This is a genomic window from Streptomyces rugosispiralis (assembly GCF_024505145.1).
GTDB classification, from domain to species: domain Bacteria; phylum Actinomycetota; class Actinomycetes; order Streptomycetales; family Streptomycetaceae; genus Streptomyces; species Streptomyces rugosispiralis.
Window position 1 is genome coordinate 18841 of sequence record NZ_JANIAA010000047.1, and the last position, 24284, is coordinate 43124.

Below are 24284 nucleotides of genomic sequence, written 5' to 3' on the forward strand. Positions count from 1 at the left end.
ATCAGTCCCTCTCCATGACGCGCCGGGCGACGGTCGCGATGATGAGCACGCCGGTGACGAGAATCAGTCCGATGGCGGCCGCGGCATCCGGCTCACCCTGCTCGATGCCCCGCTGGTACACCAGCAGCGCGGGGGTGAGCGAGGCGCCGCTCGGGCCGCCGCCGGTGAGCAGGAACGGCTCGGTGAAGATCTGCCCGGCGGTGATGATCGACAGCAGGATGACGAGCGAGGTGACGGGCCGGACGGCTGGCAGGGTGACGGCCCGGAACGCCTGCCAGCGCCCGGCTCCGTCGGTCAGTGCCGCCTCGTGCAGTTCCTTGGGCACGTTCTGTAGCGCGGCGAGGTAGAGCAGGATGTAGAACCCGAGCTGCTTCCAGGTGACGTAGACGGCGATGAGCGGCATCACCAGGTGCTTGTTCGCCAGCCAGGACGGGTCCGGGGCCCAGGGGCCGAGGACGTTGTTGACGGCACCGGAGCCATTGAACAGAAACAGCCAGACCGCCAGCGTGGCGACCGAGGCCGTCACGTACGGCACGTAGTACGCCACCCGGAAGAAGCCGCGCCAGTGAGTCGCGGCATTCAGTGCTGACGCCAGCACGAGCGCCAGCACCACGGTCAGCGGAATGTTGATCGCCATGAACAACCCGAGGTTGGCGAAGGCGCGCTGGGTCTTCTCCTCTCCGAGGACCTCGGTGAAGTTGTCGAACCCGACGAACGGGTGCGGCACGGAGACGCCGGGCGCGGTGAAGAAGTAGTCGTGGAAGGCCATCCATACGCCGACCCCGAACGGGATGATGAACACGACCAGGACGTAGGCGGTGTACGGCGCGGTCAGGACGAGCCCGAGCGGGCTGTTGCCCAGCCAACGCTCGAGCCGCGAGGCGCCGGGCCGGCGACCCGGCATACGGCGTGCGGGTCCGGCTGCCGGCGGTGCGTGCCGGGTCGATGGCCGGGGACGCCGGCCGCGGGGCGGATCACCTGCGGCCTGAGTCCCATCGCGGCTGTCGCGGAGTGATTTCATGGTGTGCCTCGTCAGCCGGCGATCTGGTCGTCGATCTGCTGCGCGGCCTTGTCAAAAGTCGACTTCACATCGCCCTTCCCGGGCAGCACCGCGTCTTCCCAGGCTGTGCGGAACGTCTTCCACACCTCGGTCGAACCAGCGACGTTCGGCACGTCCACCGCCCGCGGCACCGCGTCGGCGAAGGGCTGGTAGAAGGGATTGTCCTTGAGATAGCCGCCCGCGACGGCGGCCACGTCACTGCGGGTAGGGAACTGTCCCGTCTCCTCCAGCAGTGCCGCGTCGTTCTTCGCGCTCATCGAGAACTTGGTGAATTCCCAGGCGGTCCGCTTGTGCTTGCACGAGGTGAACAGGCCGACGTTCTTGGAGTCCGCGAACGTCGATGTCTTGTCTGCCGGTATCCCCGCGGCCGTGGGCAGCGGCACCACGCCGTACTTCACCTTGCCGTCGAACTGTCCCTTGCCCCACGGCCCGGCGATGCCCATGGCGGCCACCCCGTCGGCGAACGGGCCCGCCCACATGTCGCCGCTGTACGCCTCCGGGGACGAGTAGCCGTTGGCATACATCTGCTGCCAGAAGCCGAGGGTCTGCCGTCCGGCCTGGGAAGTGAAGGTGGCCTTCTTGTCCTTCACCAGTTGCTTGCCGCCGGAGTTGGCCAGGTACAGCGGATAGAAGTCGAACAGCGCATTGGTGTAGTCACTGGTCGCCGGCGGATACAAGGTGAACTTCGCCGCTTTGCTGCTCTTGATCTTCTTCGCCGCGGCCAGCACCTCGTCGTACGTGCTCAGCTTCGGATTCTCAGCGTCCAGACCGGCCTTTTTGAAGACGTCCTTGTTGTAATAGAGCATGAACGGGTTGGTTTTCCAGGGCACTTGATACAACTTGCCATCCGGGGAACGGAAGCCGTCCGCGGCACCGCCGGAGCGCTTCTTGATGAAGGACTCGGCATCGCCGAAGGTGTCCGAGAGATTCACCAGACCGCCCTGCTTCTGGAATGCGGCGATCGCCGCCGGAGCGGTGTTGTAGACGAGGCACGGGGTGTTGCCCGCGGTGATCGCGGCCCCGATGACGTCTTCGGTGGACTTGCCCGACGGCACCGCCTTGGCGGTGACCTTCTCCTTGGGGTGCTCGGCGTTCCAGGCAGACACTGTGGCCTTGGCCCAGGCTTGCTCCTGCTCATTCGTCGAGTACCAGATGTCGATCGGTCCCGAGGTCGGCTTGCCGCCGCCGGCGTCGCCCGAACCGCAGGCGGACAATGGCAGGACAAGCGCCGCGGCGGCGGCCAGCACCCTAACGCGTGGAAAACGCCTCATTGTGCCCAACTCCCTTCCATGCGGGTGAATGAGGGTCCGAAGCGACTCGCCTCCCATCGCCGCCGACCCGCCCCGCCAGAATGATCACCGCGGGGTTACGAGCGTCATCAAACCGGTTTAATATCTAAGCGTCAAGGACGGGTGCGAAACGTTTCGGTAACCTGGGTGGCGCAGAACTGCGCCACCCAGGAGCCGTACGTCCCGAATCAGTGGAAGGCGAGGCGGTATGGTGCGGGACCAGGGCAAAGCGGGTGGATCGGCGGGCGGTTCCCGCCAGGCGATGCCTCCGCCGTCACGCCGGGGCGGGGGCAGTCGGCCGACGATCGGTGATGTCGCCGCGCTGGCTCAGGTCTCCAAGGCGACGGTCTCCTTCGTCATCAACGACCGCCCCGGGGTCAGCCCGCAGGCGCGCCAGCGGGTCCTGGACGCGATCGACCAGCTGGGCTGGCAGCCCAACGCCGGCGCCCGGGCGCTCTCCACCAAGCGGTCCCAGACCCTCGGCCTGGTGATGCGCCGGCCGCCGGAACTGCTGAGTACCGACCCGTTCTTCCCGCAGTTCGTCGCCGGCATCGAGACCGGCCTGGCGCCGCTCGGCTACGCGCTCGTGCTACAAGTCGTCCCCGACGAGGAAACCGAACGGCAGGCGTATGAGCGGCTGGCCCGTGACGGTCGGGTCGACGGCGTGTTCCTCACCGATCTGCGCACCGACGACCCGCGGCCGGCACTCGTGACGGAGCTGGGCATCGACGCACTGATCGTCGGACCACCGCAGCACGGCGGCCAGGTGCCGGCCCTCGGGGTCGACGACGGCAGCGGGGTGCGGCGTGCGGTCAGCCATCTGCGCTCACTCGGCCACCGGTGGATCGGACACGTCTGCGGCGCCGCGGGGTTTGTGCACACCGAGGCCCGGTGCGACGCTTGGCGCGGTGCGCTCGCGGATGCCGACCTGCCCGAGATCCCGCCCGTGGCCGCGGACTTCACCGGCGCGGCCGGCGCCCGAGCCACGCATCAGCTGCTGGACCTGGACCGTCCACCGACCGCCATCGTGTACGCCAACGACCTGATGGCCATCGCCGGGATCACCGCCGCGACCAGCCGCGGGCTGCGGGTCCCCGAGGACCTGTCGGTGGTGGGCTTCGACGACATCCCGCTGGCCGACTGCATCGCGCCACCGCTGACGACGGTGCGCCAGGATGTGCTGACCTGGGGGCGCGCCGCCGCACAGGCGCTGGTTTCGCTCACCGAGGGAGGAGAGTTCCACGCTGCCGAGCTCCCGCCGGTGGAATTCGTGGTGCGGGCGAGCACCGCGCCGCCGCGGAGTTGAGTGTGGAGCCGTCAGCGGGGGCGGGCGGCAGGCTCTCAGCTTCGGCCGACCGGTCCCGTCGACGTCCGTCGCGCTCGCGGCGCGGCCACAGATCAACGCCGTTCGGTTTCCAGCCTCGCCACCGCGCCGAAATCGGGCAGCACCTGCCCCTTCAGGGTGCGCTCGACACTACGACGGCTGACCCCGGTGATCCCACCCGCGCCGCCCTGCGCCGCCACGCCGCGGTGGACGAGATCATGACCGGCTACCAGCGGGCCTACGCCACCGGCCGCTGGACGGTCTGGGCCAACCCGCCCCCGGCCCACGTCTGGCACCTTCAACACCCCCAGACCGAGACGGCCGACCGCCCCGCTGAGGCCGTCGGCGAGGCGCGACAGTGAACTCGATTGTCCAGGGGCTTGGCCAGCGGGGACCGGGCGCCGGACGCGTTCAGCGCGATCAGCAGCACGTCTTCGGCGTTGATGTTCCACTCACGGGCCACCTGATCAAGGTGGCGGACGGATTCGAGCATGAGCTGTCCCTTTCAGGTGGGGAGAGATGGTGTTCGGCAGCGGCGCTGTGGGCGCTTTCTGACGCGGGGGCCGTGCGGTGGATCAAGTGGCAGCGGGAGCCAGAGGAAGGTGGATGACGATCCGCTTGCCGCCTGTGCCGGTGTCCGAGAGGACCTCGGCTCGGCCATGGACTTCCCGCACCAGAGCGCTGACCATGAACAGACCGCGACCGCCGACGCTGTGGGCAGCGGGCAGGGGCTTCGGCTTGAGTGGGTGCATCGCAGTGCTGGACATCGTGGGGCTCACCCTCTCTCCGGGCGGCAGCCACCCGGACCGTCACCGAAGGTCAGGGTCCGGGCACACAGGGGTGTTCACGACGGTGAACCCACGATCTCCGAGCCACGAGTCAGGGGGCTCACCGCTACGAAACGTCCGACAGGAAGCGGCAAGCGCGTACACGCCCACGTGCTGACGCAGACGCAGGTGCCGGAGCCGGCGCCGATGCAGTTACCGCCCGCCGAGCTGCCTTGCACCCAGATCGTCGAACGGACCCCTCCACCGCTACGAGGACGTCCACCGGCTGCTGGAAGAGGGCTGGACGATCAGCGCCATCGCCCACCGGTTGGACTTCGACCACAAGACCGTGCGCCGCTTCCGCGACACCGACTACCTCAACCCAGCTGCTGGTCTCCGCCCGCGACCGACGACCCAACGGCGTCCTGGAACCGTTCAAGGGCGTACCTCAATGCCCGCTTCACCAAGGCAGAGGGCCAGGTCAGCGGCACCTGCCTCTTCCTGGAGATCCGTGAGCGCGGCTACCGGCGCAGCCGCCAGGTCGTCCGCAAGCATCTCGCCGCCCTGCGCGCGGGCACCGCCGAACCGGTCCGGGCAGACATCCCCAGCCCGCGGAAGATCATCTCGTGGATCATGCGTCCGCGCGACCCGCTCACCGAGAGTCAGGAGAAGCGGCTGCTTCAGGTCAGGCTCGCTTGCCCGGACATCACCCGGGCCTGCGACCTGGCCCGCGCGTTCGCCGATCTGATGCGTCACCAGCACGGACACCTGCTGCCGCAGTGGATCCGCTAGACCGGGCAGGATACTCCGAAGCCGATGAGCGGATTCGCCGGCTTCCTTCGCTGGGACCTCGACGCCGTCACCGCCGGCCTCACCTTGTCGTGGAGTTCCGGAGTTGCCGAAGGGCACCTATACCCGGGTGAAAACGCTCAAGCGAGCCATGTATGGCCGTGCCTCGTTCGAACTTCTCCGAGCCCGGATCCTCACCCAGCCATGACCTTCACGGAACTACAGTCAGTGATCAGTCGTGCGGCGAGTCGCCGGCAGCCGAGCGACGACCTCCGATGGAGGCGACCAATGCGTCTGCCACGATCGCCGCATCTGCCTCTGCAACATCTGCTGGGTATTCCGGCAGCAGATCGTCCCAGACAGGCATCCATGAACCGCGCAGCTGAGTCTGTCCCTCGGGCCGGGCGAAGAACCAGATGTGCAGGTGTGCGCCTCCATCTCCGATGCGGTAGACGTGGGCTCGCGAAATGTGTGGCAGGGCCTGCACGTGGCGGACGATGTGAGCGGACAGGACCCCCAGCTCGGCTGCCAGCTCATCGGGCAGGTCAGCCATGTCATAGTGCTCACGCGGATGCAACATCAGCACCAGCGGCACACCAACTCCCGTGATCCGGGCGAGCCGCCAACTGTCGTTGAACCAGATCCCATCGCTTCGGTCACGGCACGCCTCACAGTTCGACGGGTCCTCGTCGCGTCGCGGAGGCTCGGGCAGAACCGGAGGGCGCAGCGGCGCGACGCGCAATCCGTCCGGTTCGAACGGGCTGATTTCCCACCCTGTCATGCGCGCGAGCGGGAGCCGACGCTCACCATCCGCAGCGGCAAGCGCGTGGTCGTAGAACTCGTCAGGTCGTAAGGCCATAGCCAGAAGATTAGTTCGACATCGACACCCAGTGAGGACCGGGATGCCCTGACTCCTCCCTGGTGGGGGGAGACCTCGACCCTGGTTGTGGGTGACCTGCGGATTCCCGAAATCGCGGCCAGAGCCAAATTCAGCTCGATTGATCGGTCTGGAAAATGATCGGCTGCAAGCCTGGCTCACTCGGGGTGCTGGTCGTCCCGCAAGTCGTGTAAGGAGGGGGCGTAGGAGATTCCGACGATCAAGCCGTCCGTCGTGAGAAGTCTGGTCACCGTCTGGCCCCACGGTTCGGTGCGGGCCTGGTGCACCAGGTCGAAGCCCGCGCGCTGAAGCTCGGCACCGGCGGCTGTGACGGCTTCCACGTTCGCCACCTCGAACTCGATCGATGCCTGCGGGACCACCCGGTCGGCGGGCCACTGGGCCGTGCCGAAACATGCCTCGGCTGCCTGCGAGAGCGGCCACAGGCCGAAATGCTTGCTGCCGGGGACGCGCCCGCTGGAGTAGTAACCGTTGCCTTCTCCCTCCAAGGGGAGGCCAAGAGCCTCGATGAACAGCTTGCGGCTCAGGGGCGGGTCGGCGACGACCACCGCCACGCTCGTGATGAAGAGAACGTCCATGCCGGTGGTGGCACTCCCTGCTGCGACTGGACTGCGGGGCCGGAGATTCGGCCTCGTCGGCGCCGCTTTCAGCGATCGGATCCCGCTCAACCTATCCGCCTGTTCCCCAAAGGGCCGAGACGCCCGCGCCATCACCAGCGTTGAGTCACCCGATCGGGCCGACTCACATGCGCACTGCCGATCACGTCCGTGCCGTCATGCCACCGGTCCCCGGGCGGCCAACCGGGCGCGTTCTGGCGGCACCGCGAATAAGCGCACCCGCCGCCGCGACATTTCCCGGGTCACCAATCGAGCGGAGCCACTAGGGGGCGTCTCTTCGATCTTCGGCGGAGCGACGCCCTCAGAGGCTGTAGTCGGGCTTCCCGCTCACAGTGGCCAGGGCTACTGTGAAGCATCCGATGATGGGCAGCTGTTCGCAAGCCGCCCTCGTAACTCCGCGCTTGACCGCTGGCGCTTGCCATGCACGAAGACGCTTCTGCGGCGGGGATGGTGCGCTGCGGGACGACGACTCGTTCCCCGGCCTCGGCCGCGAGGCGGTTCGCGGCGCCGGAACGGGCGATGCGCGTGCTGCCGACGCCGCGGAGGACCAGAAAGTGAGCAGATAGATGCAACCGACGTTCGTACTGGTTCATGGAGCCTTCGCGAACTCCTTCTCCTTCGCGCCGCTCCAAGCCGAACTCGGCCTCCTCGGACACCGTTCCGTCGCCGTCGATCTTCCGGGGCACGGGTTCGCCGCGACGTACCCGCGGGCCTATCAGGCGCCGCAGGATCTCGGAGGGCTCGCCGCCGCGCCCGGGGTCATCAAGGGCGTCACGCTCGCCGACAACGCCGCGCACCTCATCGGGATACTGGAACGGGCCAAGCGGAACGGGCCCGTCATCCTCGTCTCACACAGCCGCGGCGGCATGACGGCCACCGTCGCAGCCAACCAGCGGCCCGACCTGATCGACCGCATCGTCTATGTCTCCGCCTGGTGCCCTGTCGACCTCGACGTCAGCGCCTACTATGCCGAGCCCGAGATGGCCACGGTCGACGCCACAGGGCTGGCATCGGCGATGGTCGGGAACCCTGCCGAGCTCGGGCTCCTGCGCTCCAACTTCCGCACCGCCGACCCCGACGTCCTCGCGGCCTTCAAAGCGGCTTTCCTCGCCGACGGGACGGATGAGGAGTTCATGGTTTTCCTCAACACCTTCCAGCCCGACGAGAACCTCGACGTCGGCACACCCGATGACCGGGCACAGGCCGACACCTGGGGGCGGATCCCCAAGTCGTACATCCGGCTGACCGAGGACACCAGCGTGCCGCTCGCCATGCAGGACCGGATGATCCGCGAGGGCGACGCACTGACGCCGGAGAACCCCTACGATGTCCGTACGCTCACCAGCAGCCACCTGAAATGGCTGGTAGACCCGGTACCGGCGGCCCGGGTTCTGGGGGAAATCGCCGTGCTCTCGCTCTCGCCTGCCGGATCATGATCGGAGCCAGATGAGGAGAGCGGCGGCGGTGACAGTGCCGAGGTAGACGTACCCTCGCTTGTCATATCGGGTAGCGACGGCTCTGAACTGCTTGAGCTTGCCGATGGCTCTCTCCACCGTGTTGCGGTCTTTTTACCGGTCCTTGTCGAAGCCCGGAGGCCGTCCGCCGTGTGAAAGAGCCCCTCACAATCTGATCCAACAGCAAGCGCGACCGCGCGCGTTTCGCGATGAACTTAGCTGTGGAGATTCAAGTTCCGCGTGCGGCCGCGCCTACGCATTCCCTGAGCGCGAACCAAAAACCCTAAGACAAGCCCTTAGCGGTGTGGGCTACGTCCTGCCATGGCGGCCGCGGCGCGGCCCCGGCGTGAGCAAACCTCGCCAGCACCTCCTCGATCGCCCACCCGGGCCTCGGCCTGACGGCTTCTCGATCGCGCGCCGGGCGGGCACTGTGGCCCAGCATCGGGGTCGGGCGGTGCCCGGTCGGGTCATGCTCGGGTGAGCACGATCTTCTTACCGCCGGCCTGTCCGGTAACCACCCGGGCGAACGCAGCCGGTCCCTCGCTCAGCGGCAGGGGTTCCGGTGCGAGTTTCAAGGTTCCCGCGGCGGCCTGCTCCGCCAGCTGGACAAGCTGCGCGGCGTTGGGCTCGACGTAGAGGTCCCAACTCGTGATGCCACGTTCCTCCGGAGGCGCGTCCGAGGTCAGGGAGCACAGTCGGCCGTCGTCCCGCACCAAAGGCAGGGCGGCGTCCGCCGTGCTGGTGGCGATGATGAGGGCGGCGTCGAACCCGCCGCGTACCTTGGCCGACCAGTTGGGGTCGTGGTAGTCGACGACCTCTACCGCTCCCAGACCCAGCAGGCGCTCTGCGGCGGCAGCAGACGCGGTCGCGGTCACCTCGATGCCCTTGGCCGCGGCGAGCTGGATGGCCAGGGCTCCGGTGGCCCCGCCTCCGTTGGTGATCAGGAGCCGCTGTCCTCGGCTGAGGCCCAGCTTCTCCAGGGCCTGAAACGCGGTGAGTCCGTTGACCGGCAGCGCCGCCGCGTGCACGGCGTCCAGCCCGGGTGGGCAGGCTGCCGCGTGATCCGCGTTGATCAGAACGCGTTCGGCCCAGAAGCCGCTTCCCCCGGGCAGCGGGGCCTCGTGTGCGAGCACCCGGTCGCCTACGGCAAACCCGGTGACACCCGCGCCGACGGCCAGCACCTTGCCCGCGCCCTCCACTCCCAGCGCCGCCGGGGGGCGCAGCCCCACGTCCCAACCAGCGCCGTTCAGCAGTTCGTCCCACGGGCCGACCCCGGCCGCCTCAACCGCCACCAGGATCTGACCCGGCCCGGGAGATGACGGTTCGGGCAACTCCAGCAGGGCGACTTCCTTCTCGGCCCCAGACACTCCGCACGCCTTCACAGCAGATCTTTTTCCTCTCACTCAGTCCGGCCGACCGGGAGGTACGGGCCGGAAACCCAAAGCAGGCACCAGTGTCGGCCTTGGGACCCCCTGCAAAGGTCGCTCGTGGTCTCAGCCGCATTGGTGTCGAGCGCGGACGCCGCACGGCCCTCGGAAATCCGATCGGCAGCACAAGGCACAGTGGCCCCATCAATGAACGAGGGCTGGACCGCGACGGAACGATCGCACGAGAAGGCGCACTGAACCGAGTGCCGGCAGCGTTCGTCCCCGTCGTCGAAGCCGCCCGCGCTCATATCACCGAGACGTTCGGCATGACGCGCCTGCACAGCGCCTACCTCTACGGCAGCATCCCGCGTGGCACCGCCATCCCCGGAATCTCCGACCTCGACCTCCAGCTCGCCCTCCACAACGAGCCCATCGAAGCCGACCGGGCTGACGCCAGAGCAGGCGAGGCCGCACTCGACCGTACATTCCCGCAGATCGATGGCGTCGGGATCTTGCTGACCAGCATGCGGTTTCTGCTCAGCGACGTCGAACGTCACGACGGCGGATTCTTCATGGCCTGCCTCTGCACCCCGTTGCTCGGCCCTGACCTCGCAGAACGACTGCCCCGTTACCGCCCCACAGCCCTACTCGCGCGGGAGACCAACGGTGACCTCGCCCGCGTGCTTCCGCACTGGCGTGCCAAGGCAGCCGAAACCACCACCGACGCCGATCGCCGGACCCTCAGCCGTCTCGTCGGCCGTCGCATCGTCCGCACAGGATTCACCCTGATCATGCCCCGCTGGGGCAGGACCAGCGACCTCGACCAGTCCGCCGAGCTCTTCGGCCGCTACTACCCCGGGCGCGTCGAACAGATGCGTGTCGCCGTGTCCATCGGCCGTGCACGGCAAGAAAGCCCTACGTCCCTGACCGCTGGCCCAGGCCATGATTCGACCGTGTCAGCAGCGGCTGACACTCCAGATATGGGCTGCTCCGTAAAAGGTGTCCGGTGTGCCGATTGGCCAGCCCGTTTCTCCATTACCCAGCCATGGTGGCGTTGTGGAGGCGGGCGATGCCGAACATCGCGTGATGGAAGCCGTCGCCTTCGAGACGGCAGTCGTGGAGGATCTCCCAGCCTTCATCCGCGCAAAGATGTGCTCAACGCGGGCGCGGACTTTGCGGTGCGAGGTGTTGTGCTTCTCCTTCCAGGCCGGCAACTCGGGCTGGCCTCGTTCACGGCAGTGCGGGATGACCAGGCCGGTGTCCTAGAGTCGCCGTCCGCAATAACCGTCGCCTTGCCGACGGTGTCCTTCGCGCCAGACAGCTCCCACGCCTTGCCGTCGTCGCGGCTGCCGGGCACGGGTCGGCCGACCGCGATGACCAGCCGAGTGTCGGCATCGAAGACAACCTGATGATTGGTCGAGTACCGGCAGTTCTTCGACTGCTCGGCGACCGTGTGGTCGCGGTAGGCGCCAAACTTCCGTTCACGATCCGCACGACTGTGGGTCGCGGAACGGCTCATCCGTATCCAGTTCCCCCTGCCTGTGCATGACGCGGCACGCGCGTACTTCCTCGGCCTCAACCGGACAGTGTGGGAAGGCTTGCCCGACGGCGAGAGCGTGCGGGACCACCTAGTGTTGCGGGACACGACGTTGTTGACGGCGGCGACCATCAGTGCGGCCGCCGCGGATCCGGTATCGAGATATCGTGGTGTGTCGGAGTGTCTGGCGAGGGAGGTGGCTATGGCCGTGACGGCCGGATCGGGGTCGGGGCCGGATGACCTGATCGAGGTGTTCAAGGCTCTGGGCAACCCTGCCCGTTTGCAGATCATGCAGTGGCTGAAGGATCCCGACACGCACTTCCGCGAGTACGAGCCGATCGCAGACCGCCAGTCGGTCGGGGTGTGTGTCACGCACATCCAGGCGAAGTCGGGGCTCGCACAGTCGACCGTCTCCAGCTACATGAGCACGCTGGAGCGGGCGGGACTCGTGCGTCCCACCCGGGTGGGCAAGTGGACTCACTACCGGCGCAACGAAGAGCGGCTGACGCAGGTGGCGCGAGCGGTCAACACTGCCATCTGATTGACGCATCGCAATACGTCGATATGATCTCCTCATGTCGACCTTTGACGCTGCCCCCACCGCCCTGATCGTTCACGCTCACCCTGAGCCCCACTCGTTCAGCACCGCCCAGATGGCCACCGCGGCTCAAGCTCTGCGCGACGGCGGCTACCGCGTCGACGTCCTCGACCTCTATGCCGACACCTGGGCCCCAGTCCTCGCCCGCGAGGAATTCGCACCGACGGACGGCCCGTTCAAGCCGCAAGCCGAGCAGATGCGCGCGGTCAAGGACGGAACGCTCGACGCCGCCGTCAAGGCCCACCTCGACCGGCTGCTCGCCGCTGACCTGCTCGTGCTGTCGTTCCCGATGTGGTGGTTCTCGCTGCCCGCCATCCTCAAGGGATGGGTGGACCGGGTCTTCGTGATGGGCGGGGTCTTCGGCGGGGACCACGGACTCTTCGGCGACGCAGCGCTCGCCGGGAAGCAAGCGATGCTGCTGCTCACGACCGGCGGGCCCAGTGAGTCGTTCCGGCCCGGTGGCGCCTTCGGCTCGATGGACGACTTCCTGTTCCACATTCACCGCGGAATGCTCGAGTTCGTCGGCTACCAGGTCCTCGACCCCGTGGTCACCTATGGACCGGCCCACATGTCTGACCAGGAAAGGGCAGCGGCGCTGGAGACGGTCAGCGAGTCGGTCGCGCTCATCGCGGCAGATTCGAAGTCCACCGCGCGCTGACCCCGACGTCGACGAAGGCCAGGAATTCGGACATGTCGCATCGCAATGCGCCTCTTTCCGTTGAGGGCAGGCGCCGTCTGGTCGAGCGCTGCCGCACGCGACCGATCGCCCACGTCGCGGCAGAGATGGGGATCTCCAGGGCGTGCGCGTCGAAGCGGGTCAACCGCTACGCCGCCACGGTGAACTCGGCCTGTTGGATCGATCCTCGACACCGCGCCGGCAGCCGACAGCGACGAACTCGGAGGTAGTAGCCCGGATCGAGGACCCCTCCGCACCCAGAAGTGGTCGGCATCGCGGATCGCCTTCGAACTCCAGGCCGAGGGCATTGCGATCGGGCGCCGCACGGCGTCTCGTCACCTGCGCGCACTTGGGCTGAACCGCCGCCGGTTCATGGACCCAAATGGCGAACCGAACCGGGAGCCGCGGAAGATCAGCGCCCGCCGCCCCGGGCACATGGTCCACGTCGATGTGAAGAAGGTCGGCCGGATCCCTGACGGCGGCGGGTGACGCAGCCACCGGGCGCGATCATGAGCTAGCCATTACCGGAGACAAGTGTGACTGACTCCCAGTCAGTCAGCGCAAGGCACGGTCCATGTGGTCCCGGTGCTCGGAGACCCACTGATACGCCTGCTGCACCTCTGCCACTACCCCGGCGTCACGGAGACGGATCATCGCCAGGTTTCCGGCGTCGGCAGCAGCCTCGATGCCACGCCAGCACCGGTCCTGCCACCACAAGATCACAGACACGAGATCACGCCGGTCTACGAGCTCATAAGTGTCAGCGATCAACCGCAACCGTCGCGCAGCTTCGGAGGCGTCTTGGATGCTCGGCCCGAGACTGAGGTACTGCCAACAAACGTGGGCGACGTCATGGATGCGCACGCCTGGCGCTGCCAGATCCCAGTCGATGAAGGCCACCGGGCGTAAGGCGCCGCTGACAGGTCGATAGACAGTGTTCTTGGGCGAGAGGTCGTTGTGGCAGACGACCTCAATCAAGCAACTTCAACAAGTCGCCGACGAACTGCGTGCTGGCAGACGCGGGACGGCGCACGGTGGCGCCGACACGCACTACGTGATTGATAAGGCCACCAGGCAGCGACGACTCGCACATCCCACCACTGTGCACGATGTTCACCGAACAATTTGCCGTTACCTCCCGTGTGCGCTTCACCGAAGTCGAGCCAGAACCCGTTCTCATGAACAAAGCCAGAGGGGTTCATCGGTCGCTGGGAGTAGGTCCTGCGCATCAGGCGCGCTTCGCGCCTGCTTGGCTAGGGTCAGTCCTCATGGAGACCACGGGAATCGTTCGTCGCCAGACGGCGGAGCGTATGCGCGACGCTCTGGAGCGGCTCGTCACCGAGCGGGATGTATGGATGTCGACGGCTCACCCTGATCACGGGCCGCACCAGGTGCCGCTGTGGTTCTTGTGGGATGGGCGGGCAGTGTGGATGTGCACCAGCGCCACTTCCGTGACCGCGCGGAACGTCCGCAAAGAGCCGCGCGTGCGCCTGTCGCTACCGGACACCTTCGACGTGGTGCTCCTCCAGGGTGAGGCGGAGTGCTTTCCGGACCAGGAGGTGCCTGGAGGCGCAGCGGAGGCGTTCGCCGAAAAGTTCGGGTGGGATCCACGCGTGGAAGAGGGTTCCTTTCTGTATGTACGCGTGGTCCCGAGGACTGTGCGCGCTTGGCGCGGCGAGCCGGAACTACGCGGGAGAGTCATCATGCGTGACGGGATATGGCTGGAATAACGGCCGTCTCTCGCCGACGCGCCTCTCTCGGATCACGATCTACAGCTGGAGTACTACCGGTAGTTCGGGTGCGAGGCGAGTGTCGATGCGAGGACCTCGATCATCCCCAAGTGGCCACGGCGTCCGCCCACCCGCAAGGTGCGGCTGATCTGGCCCTGCGGACTCGGGCGGACGATGGCAGCGGACGGCGTGTCCGACGTTGTGGATCCGGCGATGTATGTGAGGAGCTGGTTCCGGTCATCGGCACTCACGATCTTCCCGCCACACCGCGATGTAGTTGGCGTCAATGGGCAGAAGACACTTCTGCCGAGTATGGAAACTCGCCAGTGATCAACGACTGCGACACCAAGCTCGCCCCCCACCGCGCCGCCCTCGAAGCAGGCGCCGACCCCACCCTCGTCACCCAGTGGATCACCCGAAACCCAGGCCCGCCGGGCCAGGGCCGAAGCCGAGCTGCGCGCGTCATCCAAGGCGCGGGGACCCGGATGTCCCGCGACGAGATCGCCCGGCTCGTGCGCTCGATCAAGGATCTGGCCGCTGTGGTGCGCCAGGCCGAGCCCGAGCACAAGGCCGAGATCTACCGGCAACTGGGGCTGAGGCTCACCTACGACTCCGGGAAACACAAAGTGCTGGCCGAGATGAGACTCGACCAGCACTCTCACGAAACCCGTGGGGTATCAGTACGGTAAGTGTCCGAGGGGGGACTTGAACCCCCACGCCCGATAAAGGGCACTAGCACCTCAAGCTAGCGCGTCTGCCATTCCGCCACCCGGACCAGGTGTGCTCCGCGGCTCGGCCGCGGCGACATGGACCACGATACCAAGGTTTCGGAGTGCGTTTCACCTGCGTATGCCGGGCGCCCGCCCCCGCGCCGACCTGGGGGGACGCGGGGGTGGGCACGGAGGGTGTCAGGCGGGCATCAGGTGGTAGTCGGGGAAGTTGCCGGGGAGGCGCTCGGGGGCCGGGCCCTCGGTGACGGCGTGGACCAGGAGGTCGCCGCCGACGAAGGCGCCGCGCCAGGAGGCGCCGAAGCCGCCGAAGAGTTCGTCGCGGTCGCCGCGGGAGCGGGGCTTGCCGTGGCCGGTCTTGAAGGCGCGGATCTGGGGGGCCAGGCGGGCGTAGGTCTCGGGGTCGTCGCAGGAGAGGGGGGCGACGAGGGCGCCGTTGCTGGCGTTCATGGCGGCGAGCAGTTCGGCCTCGGTGTCGACCAGGACGAGGGTGTCGACCGGGCCGAAGGGCTCGGCGTGGTGGAGCGGGGAGGTCGAGGGCGGGTTGAGGAGGGTGACCGGGGCCGCGTAGGCGGAGAGGTCCTGGCCGGGGAGGAAGTGGCCGTCGGCGAGGTCGCCGCGGTGGAGCGGGACGGCGCCGCGGTCGATGGCCTCGGACACCTGGTCGGCGAGCTCCTTGGCCTTGGCCGCGTTGATCAGTGGGCCGAAGTCCAGGTCGGGGAGGTTGTCGGAGGGGCTCTCCACCGCCAGTGGGTGGCCTACGCGGATGGCGCGCACCGCCGGGAGGTAGACGGAGAGGAAGGCGTCGAAGGACGAGCGCTGGACGACGAAGCGCGGATAGGCCGTGCAGCGCTGCTTGCCGTAGTCGAAGGCCTTGCGGATCAGCGGGGCGAGGGCGTCCCAGTCGGTGAAGTTCCAGATGCCCCAGGCGTTGAGCCCCTCCTGCTCCAGGATGTGGCGCTTGCCGAGGTCGGCGACGGCGGTGGCGACCCGGGCGCCGGTGTCGCGGCCGCCGACGAAGGAGACGCAGCCGATCTCGGGCGAGCGGACCAGGGCCTCGGAGAGCTCACCGCCGCTGCCGCTGAGGAGGGTGACCGGAATGCCCTCGCGGGCGGCGAGCGCGCAGGCGAGGGTGAGGCAGGCCAGCCCGCCGTCGGTGGGCGTCTTGGCGATGACGGCGTTGCCGGCCAGCGCCTGGACGAGCATGGCGTGGGCGAGGACGCTCATCGGGTAGTTCCAGCTGGCGATGTTGGAGACCGGGCCGGGCAGCGGGGTGCGGCCCTCGGCCATGCGGTCGATCTCGTCGACGTACCAGCGGACGCCGTCGATGGCCCGGTCCACATCGGCCTGGGCCAGCCGCCAGGGCTTGCCGATCTCCCAGACCAGGAGGAGGGCGAGCAGCTCGCGGTGCTCGCAGAGCGCGTCGAGGGTGGCGGTCACCCGCGCCCGGCGCTCCGGGAGGGCGATGTGGCGCCAGCCTCGGTGCTGGTCGAGGGATGCGCGTACGGCCTGGTGGGCGGTGGTGGCGTCCAGCCGTGGCGGGCCCGCGATGGGGGTGCCGTCCACGGGGGTGGTGGCGGGGAGGGCCCGGCCGTCGCGGTGCCAGGTGCCGTCCCAGAGGTTGAGGACTCGGTCGTCCTGGAACGCCTCGGGGGCGACGGCCAGGCAGCGCTGCCAGGCGTCGGCCCAGGCGGTTCCGGGCTTGAGGGTGAGGGTGGGTGCCATCGGTGATCTCCGCTCTCGGTGCACAGGCGGGGCGGGATGTGGCGGGCCGTACGGGCAGGGACGCCCGTACGGCATGAGGGTGCGTACGGGGAGCAAGGTAGCGGCACGGAGCGTGACCGCGCCCCGGTCGCGGACCGGGTATGGCTCACATCACGCGAGGTTGCCGGGTGTTTCGGCCAGAAGGGCCAATACCAGCCCGGCGGTCTCCGTGGGGGTCGCTCCGACGCTCACACCCGCCGCCTCCAGCGCCGCCTTCTTGGCCGCCGCGGTGCCCGAGGAGCCGGAGACGATGGCGCCCGCGTGGCCCATCGTCCTGCCCTCGGGCGCGGTAAAGCCCGCGATGTAGCCGACGACCGGCTTGGTGACGTTGGCCTTGATGAAGTCCGCGGCCCGCTCCTCGGCGTCGCCGCCGATCTCGCCGATCATCACGATCAGGTCGGTGTCGGGGTCGGCCTCGAAGGCGGCCAGCGCGTCGATGTGGGTGGTGCCGATGACCGGGTCGCCGCCGATGCCCACGCAGGTGGAGAAGCCGATGTCGCGCAGCTCGTACATGAGTTGGTAGGTGAGGGTGCCGGACTTGGACACCAGACCGATCCGGCCCGGCTTGGTGATGTCGGCGGGGATGATCCCGGCGTTGGACTGGCCCGGGGAGATCAGGCCGGGGCAGTTCGGGCCGATGACCCTGGTGGCGCGGGTCCGGGCGTACGCCTGGAAGACGACCGCGTCATGGACCGGGATGCCCTCGGTGATGACGACGGCGAGCGGGATCCGGGCGTCGGCGGCCTCGGTGACGGCCGACCTGGCGTGCGGTGGCGGGACGAAGAGGACGCTCACATCGGCGCCGGTGGTGTCCATGGCCTCGCGTACGGAGCCGAAGACGGGCACCGTACGGCCGTCGATGTCGACCTGGGTCCCGGCCTTGCGCGGATTGACGCCACCGACGACATCGGTGCCCGCGGCGAGCATCCGCCGGGTGTGCTTCATGCCTTCCGCGCCGGTCATGCCCTGGACGATGACCTTGCTGTCCTTGGTGAGGAAGATGGCCATGCGAGGAGCCCCCTTAGACGGCGGACGGGTCTGACGCGGCGGACGGGTCGGATGTGGTGGACGGGTTGGATGTGGTGGATGTTGCGGATGCGCTGGATGTGCCGGATGCGCCGTACGCGGAGGCCGCGGCGGCCGCGGCGGTCACGGCGGTCACGGAGGTCGCCGCGAGTTCGGCGGCGCACGCGGCGGCGCCGTCCATCGTGTCGGCCTGGTGGACGAGTGGATGAGCCAATTGGCCAAGGATGGCCCGGCCACGAGCGGCATTGTTGCCGTCGAGCCGGACCACCAGCGGTTTGCCGAGGGTCACGGTGTCCAGGGCGCGCACGATGCCGTCGGCCACCGCGTCACACGCGGTGATGCCGCCGAAGACGTTGACCAGGACGGAGCGCACATCCGGGTCGTCGAGGACGAGGGAGAGGCCGTCGGCCATCACCTGGGCGGAGGCGCCGCCGCCGATGTCGAGGAAATCGGCGGGGCGGGCGCCGCAGCCGGCGACGACGTCCAGCGTGGACATCACCAGGCCCGCGCCATTGCCGATGACGCCCACCTGGCCGTCGAGTTTGACGTAGCCGAGCCCGGCGGCCGCGGCCCGGGCCTCCAGCGGGTCCCGGGCGCGGTCGTCGGCGTCGTCCCATGACGGCTGCCGGAAGCGGGCGTTGTCGTCCAGGGTGACCTTTCCGTCCAGGGCCACGATCGCCCCGTCACGGGTCACCACCAGCGGATTGACCTCGACGAGGAGGGCGTCGTGCGCGGTCAGGACGGTCCACAGCCGGCGGATGGTCTCGGCCGTCTCGCGCGGCAGTCCCCCGGCGACGGCGATCTCGGCGGCCTTCGCCTCGGTCACCCCCTCGGCCGGGTCGACGGCGATCCGGGCCACCGCCTCGGGGCGGCGCGCCGCGACCTCCTCGATCTCCATACCGCCCTCGGCGGAGGCGATGGCCAGGAAGCGGCCCGCCGCCCGATCCAGGGCGAAGCCGAGGTACATCTCCCGTGCCACCTCGACGGGTTCGGCGACCATCACCCGGTGGACGGTGTGGCCCTTGATGTCCATGCCGAGGATCCGGCGTGCGGTCAGCTCGGCCGCGGCCGGGTCGTCGGCGAGTTTCACCCCGCCCGCCTTGCCCCGGCCGCCGGTCTTCACCTGGGCCTTGATGACGACGCGTCCGCCGAGCCGTTCGGCGGCCGCGCGGGCGGCTTCGGCCGTGTCCACGACCTCCGCCCTCGGCACCAGGACACCGTTCTCATGGAGGAGTTCCCGTGCCTGATGTTCGTACAGGTCCATTGCCAGCTCCCTGTGCTCCCTGATGGCCCGTCAACAACACTTGATCCAGCGCTGGATGGAACGAGTGGCGCACGCCCCCTGGACATCGCTCGGCCGATGGTGGGATAACAAAGTTCATACAGGATAACGTCGACTGTATGCAATCCAGCGATGTGCAATCCAGCGATCCATCCGCGAGGCAGCACCGAACCCCTACGAAGGGACGCGATTCGCCATGCCCGACGACAGCCAGGACCTCATCTCCGGCGGGCACTTGGTCGCCAAAGCACTCAAGGCAGAAGGCGTCGAGGTCATCTACACCCTCTGCGGCGGCCACATCATCGACATCTACGACGGCTGCGTCGACGAGGGCATCGATGTCATCGATGTACGCCACGAACAGGTCGCCGCCCACGCCGCCGACGGCTATGCCCGGATCACCGGCAAACCCGGCTGCGCCGTCGTCACCGCGGGCCCCGGGACCACCGACGCGGTCACCGGTGTCGCCAACGCCTTCCGCGCCGAGTCACCCATGCTGCTCATCGGCGGCCAGGGCGCCCACAACCAGCACAAGATGGGCTCCCTCCAAGACCTTCCGCACGTCGACATGATGGCGCCGATCACCAAGTTCGCCGCCACCGTCCCGGACACCGCCCGCGCCGCCGACATGGTCTCCATGGCCTTCCGCGAGTGCTTCCACGGCGCCCCCGGCCCCTCCTTCCTGGAGATCCCGCGCGATGTGCTGGACGCCAAGGTGCCGGTGGACAAGGCCCGCGTCCCGCAGGCCGGGCACTACCGCGCCTCCACCCGCAACGCCGGCGACCCCGAGTCCGTCCAGAAGCTGGCCGATCTGCTGGTCCAGGCCGAGAAGCCGGCGATCCTGCTGGGCAGTCAGGTGTGGACCACCCGGGCCACCGGCGCGGCCACCGAGCTGGTGCGCACCCTCAACGTGCCCGCGTACATGAACGGCGCGGGGCGCGGCACCCTGCCACCCGGCGATCCGCACCACTTCCAGCTCTCCCGCCGCTACGCGTTCTCCAACGCGGACCTCATCGTCATCGTCGGCACGCCCTTCGACTTCCGGATGGGCTACGGCAAGCGGCTCTCCCCCGACGCCACCGTGGTCCAGATCGACCTCGACTACCGCACGGTCGGCAAGAACCGGGACATCGACCTCGGCATCGTGGGCGACGCGGGGCTGATCCTCGCCGCCGTCACCCAGGCCGCTTCCGGGCTAGGGGGGTTTGGGGGGGTACCCCCCATAAGGCACAGTAACGGGGGCGCGGGCAAGCGCAAGGAGTGGCTGGACGAGCTGCGCGCCGCCGAGCAGGCGGCGATCGAGAAGCGGTTGCCCAACCTCCGGTCCGACGCCTCCCCCATCCACCCCTACCGCCTGGTCAGCGAGATCAACGACTTCCTCACCGAGGACTCGATCTACATCGGCGACGGCGGCGACATCGTCACCTTCTCCGGTCAGGTGGTCCAGCCCAAGTCGCCCGGCCACTGGATGGACCCGGGCCCGCTGGGGACGCTCGGCGTCGGGGTGCCGTTCGTGATGGCCGCCAAGCAGGCCCGCCCCGACAAGGAGGTGGTGGCGCTCTTCGGCGACGGCGCGTTCTCCCTGACCGGCTGGGACTTCGAGACGCTGGTCCGCTTCGACCTGCCGTTCGTCGGCATCGTCGGCAACAACTCCTCGATGAACCAGATCCGTTACGGCCAGAAGGCCAAGTACGGCGACGAGCGCGAGCGGGTCGGCAACACCCTCGGCGACGTGCCCTACGACCAGTTCGCGCGGATGCTCGGCGGCCACGGCGAGGAGGTCCGCGACCCGGCGGACATCGGCCCGGCGCTGCGCCGCGCCCGGGAGTCCGGCAAGCCGTCGCTGATCAACGTCTGGGTGGACCCGGACGCGTACGCCCCCGGAACCATGAACCAGACCATGTACAAGTAGGGAGGCGCCACCATGTCCCAGGCTCTTGAGGCCCATCAGGCTCTGTCGGGCATCCGCGTCCTCGACATGACGCATGTGCAGTCCGGTCCCTCCGCCACCCAGCTGCTCGCCTGGCTCGGCGCGGATGTGATCAAGCTGGAGAACGTCACCGGCGACATCACCCGCAAGCAGTTGCGCGACCTCCCGGACGTGGACTCGCTCTACTTCACGATGCTCAACTGCAACAAGCGGAGCATCACGCTGAACACCAAGAGCGAGCGCGGCAAGGAGCTCCTGACCGAGCTGATCCGCCGCAGCGACGTCCTGGTGGAGAACTTCGGTCCGGGCGCGGTGGACCGCATGGGGTTCTCCTGGGAGCGCATCCAGGAGATCAACCCCCGGCTGGTCTACGCCTCGATCAAGGGGTTCGGCGACGGCCCGTACACCAAGTTCAAGGCGTACGAGGTGGTCGCGCAGGCCATGGGCGGGTCGATGTCCACGACCGGCTTCGAGGACGGCCCGCCGCTGGCCACCGGCGCCCAGATCGGCGACTCCGGCACCGGGGTGCACTGTGTGGCGGGCATCCTCGCCGCGCTCTACCAGCGCACCCACACCGGGCGCGGCCAGCGGGTCAATGTGGCGATGCAGCACGCGGTGCTCAATCTGTGCCGGGTGAAGCTGCGCGACCAGCAGCGGCTGACCCACGGCCCGCTCGCCGAGTACCCGAACGAGGACTTCGGCGACGAGGTGCCGCGCAGTGGCAACGCCAGTGGCGGCGGCCAGCCCGGCTGGGCGGTCAAATGCGCGCCCGGCGGCCCCAACGACTACGTCTACGTGATCGTGCAGCCGGTCGGCTGGGAGCCGATCACCCGCCTCATCGGCCGCCCCGAGCTGGCCGAGGACCCGGAGTGGGCCTCGCCCGAGGCGCGGCTGCCGAAGCTGGCCAAGATGTTCCAGCTGATCGAGGAGTGGTCCAGCACCCTGCCGAAGTGGCAGGTGCTGGAGCAGCTCACGGCGCACAACATCCCGTGCGGGCCGATCCTGTCCACCAAGGAGATCGTCGAGGACGCGTCGCTCGCGGCCAACGAGATGATCGTCGAGGTCGACCACCCCGAGCGTGGCTCCTTCACCACGGTCGGCTCCCCGCTGAAGCTCTCCGACTCCCCGGTCCGGGTCGAGCGCTCCCCGCTGCTGGGTGAGCACAACGAAGAGGTGTACGTCGGGGAGCTGGGGCTCGGCGACGAGGAAGTGCGGCTGCTCAAGACGAACGGAGTGATCTGACGGTGACGTATGACAACGATGCCGTGCGCGCGGTGCTGGACGCCGCCCGCGCCGAGGGGCGCACGGCGCTGACCGCCCCCGAGGGGAAGCGGATCACCGACGCGTATGGCATCCCGACCCCGGCCGAGGGGCTGGCGGAGTCCGCCGACGAGGCGGTGGCGCTCGCCGACCGGATCGGCTTCCCCGTCGTCCTCAAGATCGTGTCCCCGGACATCCTGCACAAGACCGACGCGGGCGGGGTCCGGGTGGGGCTGACCTCCTGCGCCGAGGTGCGGAGCGCGTTCACCACGATCGTCGACAACGCCCGTTCGTACGACGCGGACGCCCGGATCCAGGGCGTCCAGGTGCAGCAGATGATCCCGGACGGCGGGCAGGAGGTCATCGTCGGCGCGGTCACCGACCCCACCTTCGGGAAGGTGGTGGCGTTCGGGCTCGGCGGGGTGCTGGTGGAGGTGCTCAAGGACATCACCTTCCGGCTGGCCCCGGCGACCGAGGACGAGGCGCTGTCGATGCTGGACGGGATCCGCGCCGCCGAGGTGCTGCGCGGGGTGCGCGGCGGCGAGGCGGTGGACCGCGCGGCGCTCGCCGATCTGATCGTGCGGGTCTCCCGGCTGGTGGCGGACTTCCCCGAGATCACCGAGGTCGATCTCAACCCGGTGTTCGCCACCGCGAGCGGGGTGCTCGCCGCCGATGTGCGGCTGCTGATCGGCGACCCGGCCCCGCGGACCCGCCGCCGCTACTCGCGCGAGGAGATCCTGGGCTCGATGCGCCGGCTGATGCAGCCGCGCTCGGTGGCGGTGGTGGGCGCCTCCAACGAGCAGGGCAAGATCGGCAATTCGGTGATGCGCAACCTCATCGACGGCGGCTTCCCCGGCGAGATCCACCCGGTGAACCCCAAGGCCGACGACATCCTGGGCCGCAAGGCGTACAAGACCGTCACGGACGTGCCCGGCGAGGTGGATGTGGCGGTCTTCGCGATTCCCGCGAAGTTCGTGCCCGCCGCGCTGGAGGAGGTCGGCCGCAAGGGCATCCCGAACGCGGTGCTGATCCCGTCCGGCTTCGCCGAGACCGGTGAACACGAGCTCCAGGACCGGATCGTGGCCATCGCCGAGGAGCACGGGGTGCGGCTGCTGGGGCCCAACATCTACGGCTACTACTCCACCTGGCAGGACCTGTGCGCCACCTTCTGCACCCCGTACGACGTCAAGGGGCCGGTGGCGCTCACCTCGCAGTCCGGCGGCATCGGGATGGCCATCCTCGGCTTCGCGAGGACGACCAGGACCGGGGTCTCGGCCATCGTCGGGCTCGGCAACAAGTCGGACCTGGACGAGGACGACCTGCTCACCTGGTTCGGTGAGGACGACCGCACCCAGTGCATCGCGATGCACCTGGAGGACCTCAAGGACGGCCGGGCCTTCGTGGAGGCGGCACGGGCCACGGTGCCCCGGAAGCCGGTGGTGGTCCTCAAGGCGGGCCGTACGGCGGCGGGTGCCAAGGCCGCCGGGTCCCACACCGGCGCGCTGGCCGGGGACGACGCGGTCTACGACGACATCCTGCGGCAGGCCGGGGTGATCCGGGCGCCGGGCCTCAACGAGATGCTGGAGTACGCGCGGGCGCTGCCCGTGCTGCCCGCGCCCCAGGGTGACAACGTCGTCATCATCACCGGCGCCGGGGGCTCCGGGGTGCTGCTGTCGGACGCGATCGTCGACAACGGACTGTCCCTGATGGAGATCCCGGAGGACCTCGACGCCGCCTTCCGCCGCTTCATCCCGCCGTTCGGCGCGGCCGGGAACCCGGTGGACATCACCGGCGGCGAACCGCCGTCCACCTACGAGGCGACCATCCGGCTGGGCCTGGCGGATCCGCGGATCCACGCCCTGGTCCTGGGCTACTGGCACACCATCGTCACCCCGCCGATGGTGTTCGCCGAGCTGACCGCGCGGGTCGTCGAGGAGTTCCGCGCCCGGGGCATCGCCAAACCGGTGGTGGCCTCGCTCGCGGGCGACACCGAGGTCGAGGAGGCGTGCGCGTACCTCTTCGAGCGCGGGGTGGTGGCCTATCCGTACACCACCGAGAAGCCGGTGGCCGTCCTGGGCGCCAAGTACCGCTGGGCCAGGTCGGCGGGGTTGCTCACGTAAGCGCTCCGCTGGAGGTGCACCACTGGAAGTGCCCCGACCTGTCGTCGATCGTCTGCGGCGCCGTCGTGGCT

Annotated in this window: 20 protein-coding genes, 1 tRNA gene and 4 pseudogenes; 13 read left to right on the forward strand and 12 right to left on the reverse strand. The window is 68.7% G+C overall.

Translation table 11 applies throughout. The annotated features are described in order from the left end of the window. Position 1 precedes the first annotated feature (1 nt). Both NP777_RS40575 and NP777_RS40580 read right to left on the reverse strand, forming a co-directional pair. Positions 2-904 (reverse strand): carbohydrate ABC transporter permease, encoded by a 903-nt coding sequence (locus NP777_RS40575; protein ID WP_256655199.1) that lies wholly within the window; start codon positions 902-904, stop codon positions 2-4. A gap of 128 nt (positions 905-1032) precedes the next feature. Beyond that, the gene (locus tag NP777_RS40580) at positions 1033-2307 is read right to left on the reverse strand and encodes an extracellular solute-binding protein (protein WP_256655200.1); all 1275 of its coding nucleotides are present in this window, start codon (positions 2305-2307) and stop codon (positions 1033-1035) included. A gap of 304 nt (positions 2308-2611) precedes the next feature. Between NP777_RS40580 and NP777_RS40585 the strand changes: the two genes are divergently transcribed. From NP777_RS40585 to NP777_RS40595, 3 genes are all read left to right on the forward strand, one after another. Then, entirely contained in the window at positions 2612-3655 is a 1044-nt protein-coding gene (locus NP777_RS40585; RefSeq protein ID WP_256655201.1) for a LacI family DNA-binding transcriptional regulator, read from the forward strand. Between the two features lie 236 nt (positions 3656-3891). Next, the gene (locus NP777_RS40590; protein ID WP_308405362.1) at positions 3892-4035 is read left to right on the forward strand and encodes a hypothetical protein; all 144 of its coding nucleotides are present in this window, start codon (positions 3892-3894) and stop codon (positions 4033-4035) included. Between the two features lie 576 nt (positions 4036-4611). Continuing rightward, complete coding sequence (locus NP777_RS40595; RefSeq protein ID WP_256655202.1) at positions 4612-5232, forward strand: hypothetical protein; 621 nt, start codon at positions 4612-4614, stop codon at positions 5230-5232. A gap of 229 nt (positions 5233-5461) precedes the next feature. Here the strand turns inward: NP777_RS40595 and NP777_RS40600 are convergent, their stop codons facing one another. Together NP777_RS40600 and NP777_RS40605 are read right to left on the reverse strand one after the other, a co-directional pair. Beyond that, the gene (locus NP777_RS40600; protein ID WP_256655203.1) at positions 5462-6088 is read right to left on the reverse strand and encodes a hypothetical protein; all 627 of its coding nucleotides are present in this window, start codon (positions 6086-6088) and stop codon (positions 5462-5464) included. Between the two features lie 176 nt (positions 6089-6264). Then, positions 6265-6702, reverse strand: coding sequence for a VOC family protein (locus NP777_RS40605; RefSeq protein WP_256655204.1), 438 nt, complete (start codon positions 6700-6702; stop codon positions 6265-6267). Between the two features lie 605 nt (positions 6703-7307). Between NP777_RS40605 and NP777_RS40610 the strand changes: the two genes are divergently transcribed. Then, complete coding sequence (locus tag NP777_RS40610) at positions 7308-8177, forward strand: alpha/beta fold hydrolase (protein ID WP_256655205.1); 870 nt, start codon at positions 7308-7310, stop codon at positions 8175-8177. Here the strand turns inward: NP777_RS40610 and NP777_RS40615 are convergent. Then, positions 8172-8345: pseudogene (locus tag NP777_RS40615) on the reverse strand (IS5/IS1182 family transposase); the annotation flags it as partial. The gene NP777_RS40610 and the pseudogene NP777_RS40615 overlap by 6 nt on opposite strands. Positions 8346-8662: 317 nt before the next feature. Beyond that, entirely contained in the window at positions 8663-9562 is a 900-nt protein-coding gene (locus tag NP777_RS40620) for an NADP-dependent oxidoreductase (RefSeq protein WP_256655206.1), read from the reverse strand. 203 nt (positions 9563-9765) lie between these two features. Between NP777_RS40620 and NP777_RS40625 the strand changes: the two are divergent. Then, positions 9766-10479, forward strand: a pseudogene (locus tag NP777_RS40625) (nucleotidyltransferase); the annotation flags it as partial. 118 nt (positions 10480-10597) lie between these two features. On the opposite strand, the pseudogene NP777_RS40630 reads toward NP777_RS40625, so the two are convergent. Then, positions 10598-11056, reverse strand: a pseudogene (locus NP777_RS40630) (transposase); the annotation flags it as partial. A 245-nt stretch (positions 11057-11301) separates the two neighbouring features. Here NP777_RS40630 and NP777_RS40635 point away from each other — a divergent pair. From NP777_RS40635 to NP777_RS48725, 3 genes and pseudogenes are all read left to right on the forward strand, one after another. Then, positions 11302-11640, forward strand: a complete 339-nt coding sequence (locus tag NP777_RS40635) for an ArsR/SmtB family transcription factor (RefSeq protein ID WP_256655207.1) — start codon at positions 11302-11304, stop codon at positions 11638-11640. A gap of 34 nt (positions 11641-11674) precedes the next feature. After that, complete coding sequence (locus NP777_RS40640; protein WP_256655208.1) at positions 11675-12355, forward strand: NAD(P)H-dependent oxidoreductase; 681 nt, start codon at positions 11675-11677, stop codon at positions 12353-12355. A 32-nt stretch (positions 12356-12387) separates the two neighbouring features. Further along, positions 12388-12859 (forward strand): annotated as a pseudogene (locus NP777_RS48725) (helix-turn-helix domain-containing protein); the annotation flags it as partial. A gap of 69 nt (positions 12860-12928) precedes the next feature. Here the strand turns inward: NP777_RS48725 and NP777_RS40650 are convergent. Beyond that, positions 12929-13351, reverse strand: a complete 423-nt coding sequence (locus tag NP777_RS40650; RefSeq protein WP_256655209.1) for a phosphotransferase — start codon at positions 13349-13351, stop codon at positions 12929-12931. A 290-nt stretch (positions 13352-13641) separates the two neighbouring features. On the opposite strand from NP777_RS40650, the gene NP777_RS40655 reads away from it, so the two are divergent. Further along, the gene (locus NP777_RS40655) at positions 13642-14103 is read left to right on the forward strand and encodes a pyridoxamine 5'-phosphate oxidase family protein (RefSeq protein WP_256655210.1); all 462 of its coding nucleotides are present in this window, start codon (positions 13642-13644) and stop codon (positions 14101-14103) included. A gap of 326 nt (positions 14104-14429) precedes the next feature. Continuing rightward, positions 14430-14792, forward strand: coding sequence for a hypothetical protein (locus tag NP777_RS40660; RefSeq protein ID WP_256655211.1), 363 nt, complete (start codon positions 14430-14432; stop codon positions 14790-14792). Between the two features lies 1 nt (position 14793). Here the strand turns inward: NP777_RS40660 and NP777_RS40665 are convergent. From NP777_RS40665 to sucC, 4 genes are all read right to left on the reverse strand, one after another. Next, positions 14794-14878: transfer RNA gene (locus NP777_RS40665), tRNA-Leu, on the reverse strand. Between the two features lie 133 nt (positions 14879-15011). Then, positions 15012-16556 (reverse strand): aldehyde dehydrogenase family protein, encoded by a 1545-nt coding sequence (locus tag NP777_RS40670; protein WP_256655212.1) that lies wholly within the window; start codon positions 16554-16556, stop codon positions 15012-15014. A gap of 150 nt (positions 16557-16706) precedes the next feature. Further along, positions 16707-17603 carry a succinate--CoA ligase subunit alpha gene (sucD, locus tag NP777_RS40675; RefSeq protein WP_256655213.1) on the reverse strand — a complete coding sequence of 299 codons (897 nt, stop codon included), beginning with the start codon at positions 17601-17603 and terminating at the stop codon, positions 16707-16709. A 13-nt stretch (positions 17604-17616) separates the two neighbouring features. Beyond that, positions 17617-18885 (reverse strand): ADP-forming succinate--CoA ligase subunit beta, encoded by a 1269-nt coding sequence (gene sucC, locus NP777_RS40680; protein WP_256655214.1) that lies wholly within the window; start codon positions 18883-18885, stop codon positions 17617-17619. 214 nt (positions 18886-19099) lie between these two features. On the opposite strand from sucC, the gene NP777_RS40685 reads away from it, so the two are divergent. From NP777_RS40685 to NP777_RS40695, 3 genes are read left to right on the forward strand one after another with little or no spacing between them, the layout of a single operon-like run. Further along, positions 19100-20815, forward strand: a complete 1716-nt coding sequence (locus tag NP777_RS40685; protein WP_256655215.1) for a thiamine pyrophosphate-binding protein — start codon at positions 19100-19102, stop codon at positions 20813-20815. A gap of 12 nt (positions 20816-20827) precedes the next feature. Continuing rightward, positions 20828-22075, forward strand: a complete 1248-nt coding sequence (gene frc, locus NP777_RS40690; RefSeq protein WP_256655216.1) for a formyl-CoA transferase — start codon at positions 20828-20830, stop codon at positions 22073-22075. 2 nt (positions 22076-22077) lie between these two features. Next, positions 22078-24213, forward strand: coding sequence for an acetate--CoA ligase family protein (locus NP777_RS40695; RefSeq protein ID WP_256655217.1), 2136 nt, complete (start codon positions 22078-22080; stop codon positions 24211-24213). The last annotated feature ends 71 nt before the right edge of the window (positions 24214-24284 follow it).

Coding starts and splice junctions, on each gene's coding strand:
- NP777_RS40590 (WP_308405362.1), top strand. CDS start 3,892: ATGACCGGCTACCAGCGGGCCTACGCCACCGGCCGCTGGACGGTCTGG.
- NP777_RS40640 (WP_256655208.1), top strand. CDS start 11,675: ATGTCGACCTTTGACGCTGCCCCCACCGCCCTGATCGTTCACGCTCAC.
- NP777_RS40685 (WP_256655215.1), top strand. CDS start 19,100: ATGCCCGACGACAGCCAGGACCTCATCTCCGGCGGGCACTTGGTCGCC.
- NP777_RS40655 (WP_256655210.1), top strand. CDS start 13,642: ATGGAGACCACGGGAATCGTTCGTCGCCAGACGGCGGAGCGTATGCGC.
- sucD (WP_256655213.1), bottom strand. CDS start 17,603: ATGGCCATCTTCCTCACCAAGGACAGCAAGGTCATCGTCCAGGGCATG.
- NP777_RS40670 (WP_256655212.1), bottom strand. CDS start 16,556: ATGGCACCCACCCTCACCCTCAAGCCCGGAACCGCCTGGGCCGACGCC.
- NP777_RS40605 (WP_256655204.1), bottom strand. CDS start 6,702: ATGGACGTTCTCTTCATCACGAGCGTGGCGGTGGTCGTCGCCGACCCG.
- NP777_RS40610 (WP_256655205.1), top strand. CDS start 7,308: ATGCAACCGACGTTCGTACTGGTTCATGGAGCCTTCGCGAACTCCTTC.
- NP777_RS40600 (WP_256655203.1), bottom strand. CDS start 6,088: ATGGCCTTACGACCTGACGAGTTCTACGACCACGCGCTTGCCGCTGCG.
- frc (WP_256655216.1), top strand. CDS start 20,828: ATGTCCCAGGCTCTTGAGGCCCATCAGGCTCTGTCGGGCATCCGCGTC.
- NP777_RS40585 (WP_256655201.1), top strand. CDS start 2,612: ATGCCTCCGCCGTCACGCCGGGGCGGGGGCAGTCGGCCGACGATCGGT.
- NP777_RS40635 (WP_256655207.1), top strand. CDS start 11,302: ATGGCCGTGACGGCCGGATCGGGGTCGGGGCCGGATGACCTGATCGAG.
- NP777_RS40575 (WP_256655199.1), bottom strand. CDS start 904: ATGCCGGGTCGCCGGCCCGGCGCCTCGCGGCTCGAGCGTTGGCTGGGC.
- sucC (WP_256655214.1), bottom strand. CDS start 18,885: ATGGACCTGTACGAACATCAGGCACGGGAACTCCTCCATGAGAACGGT.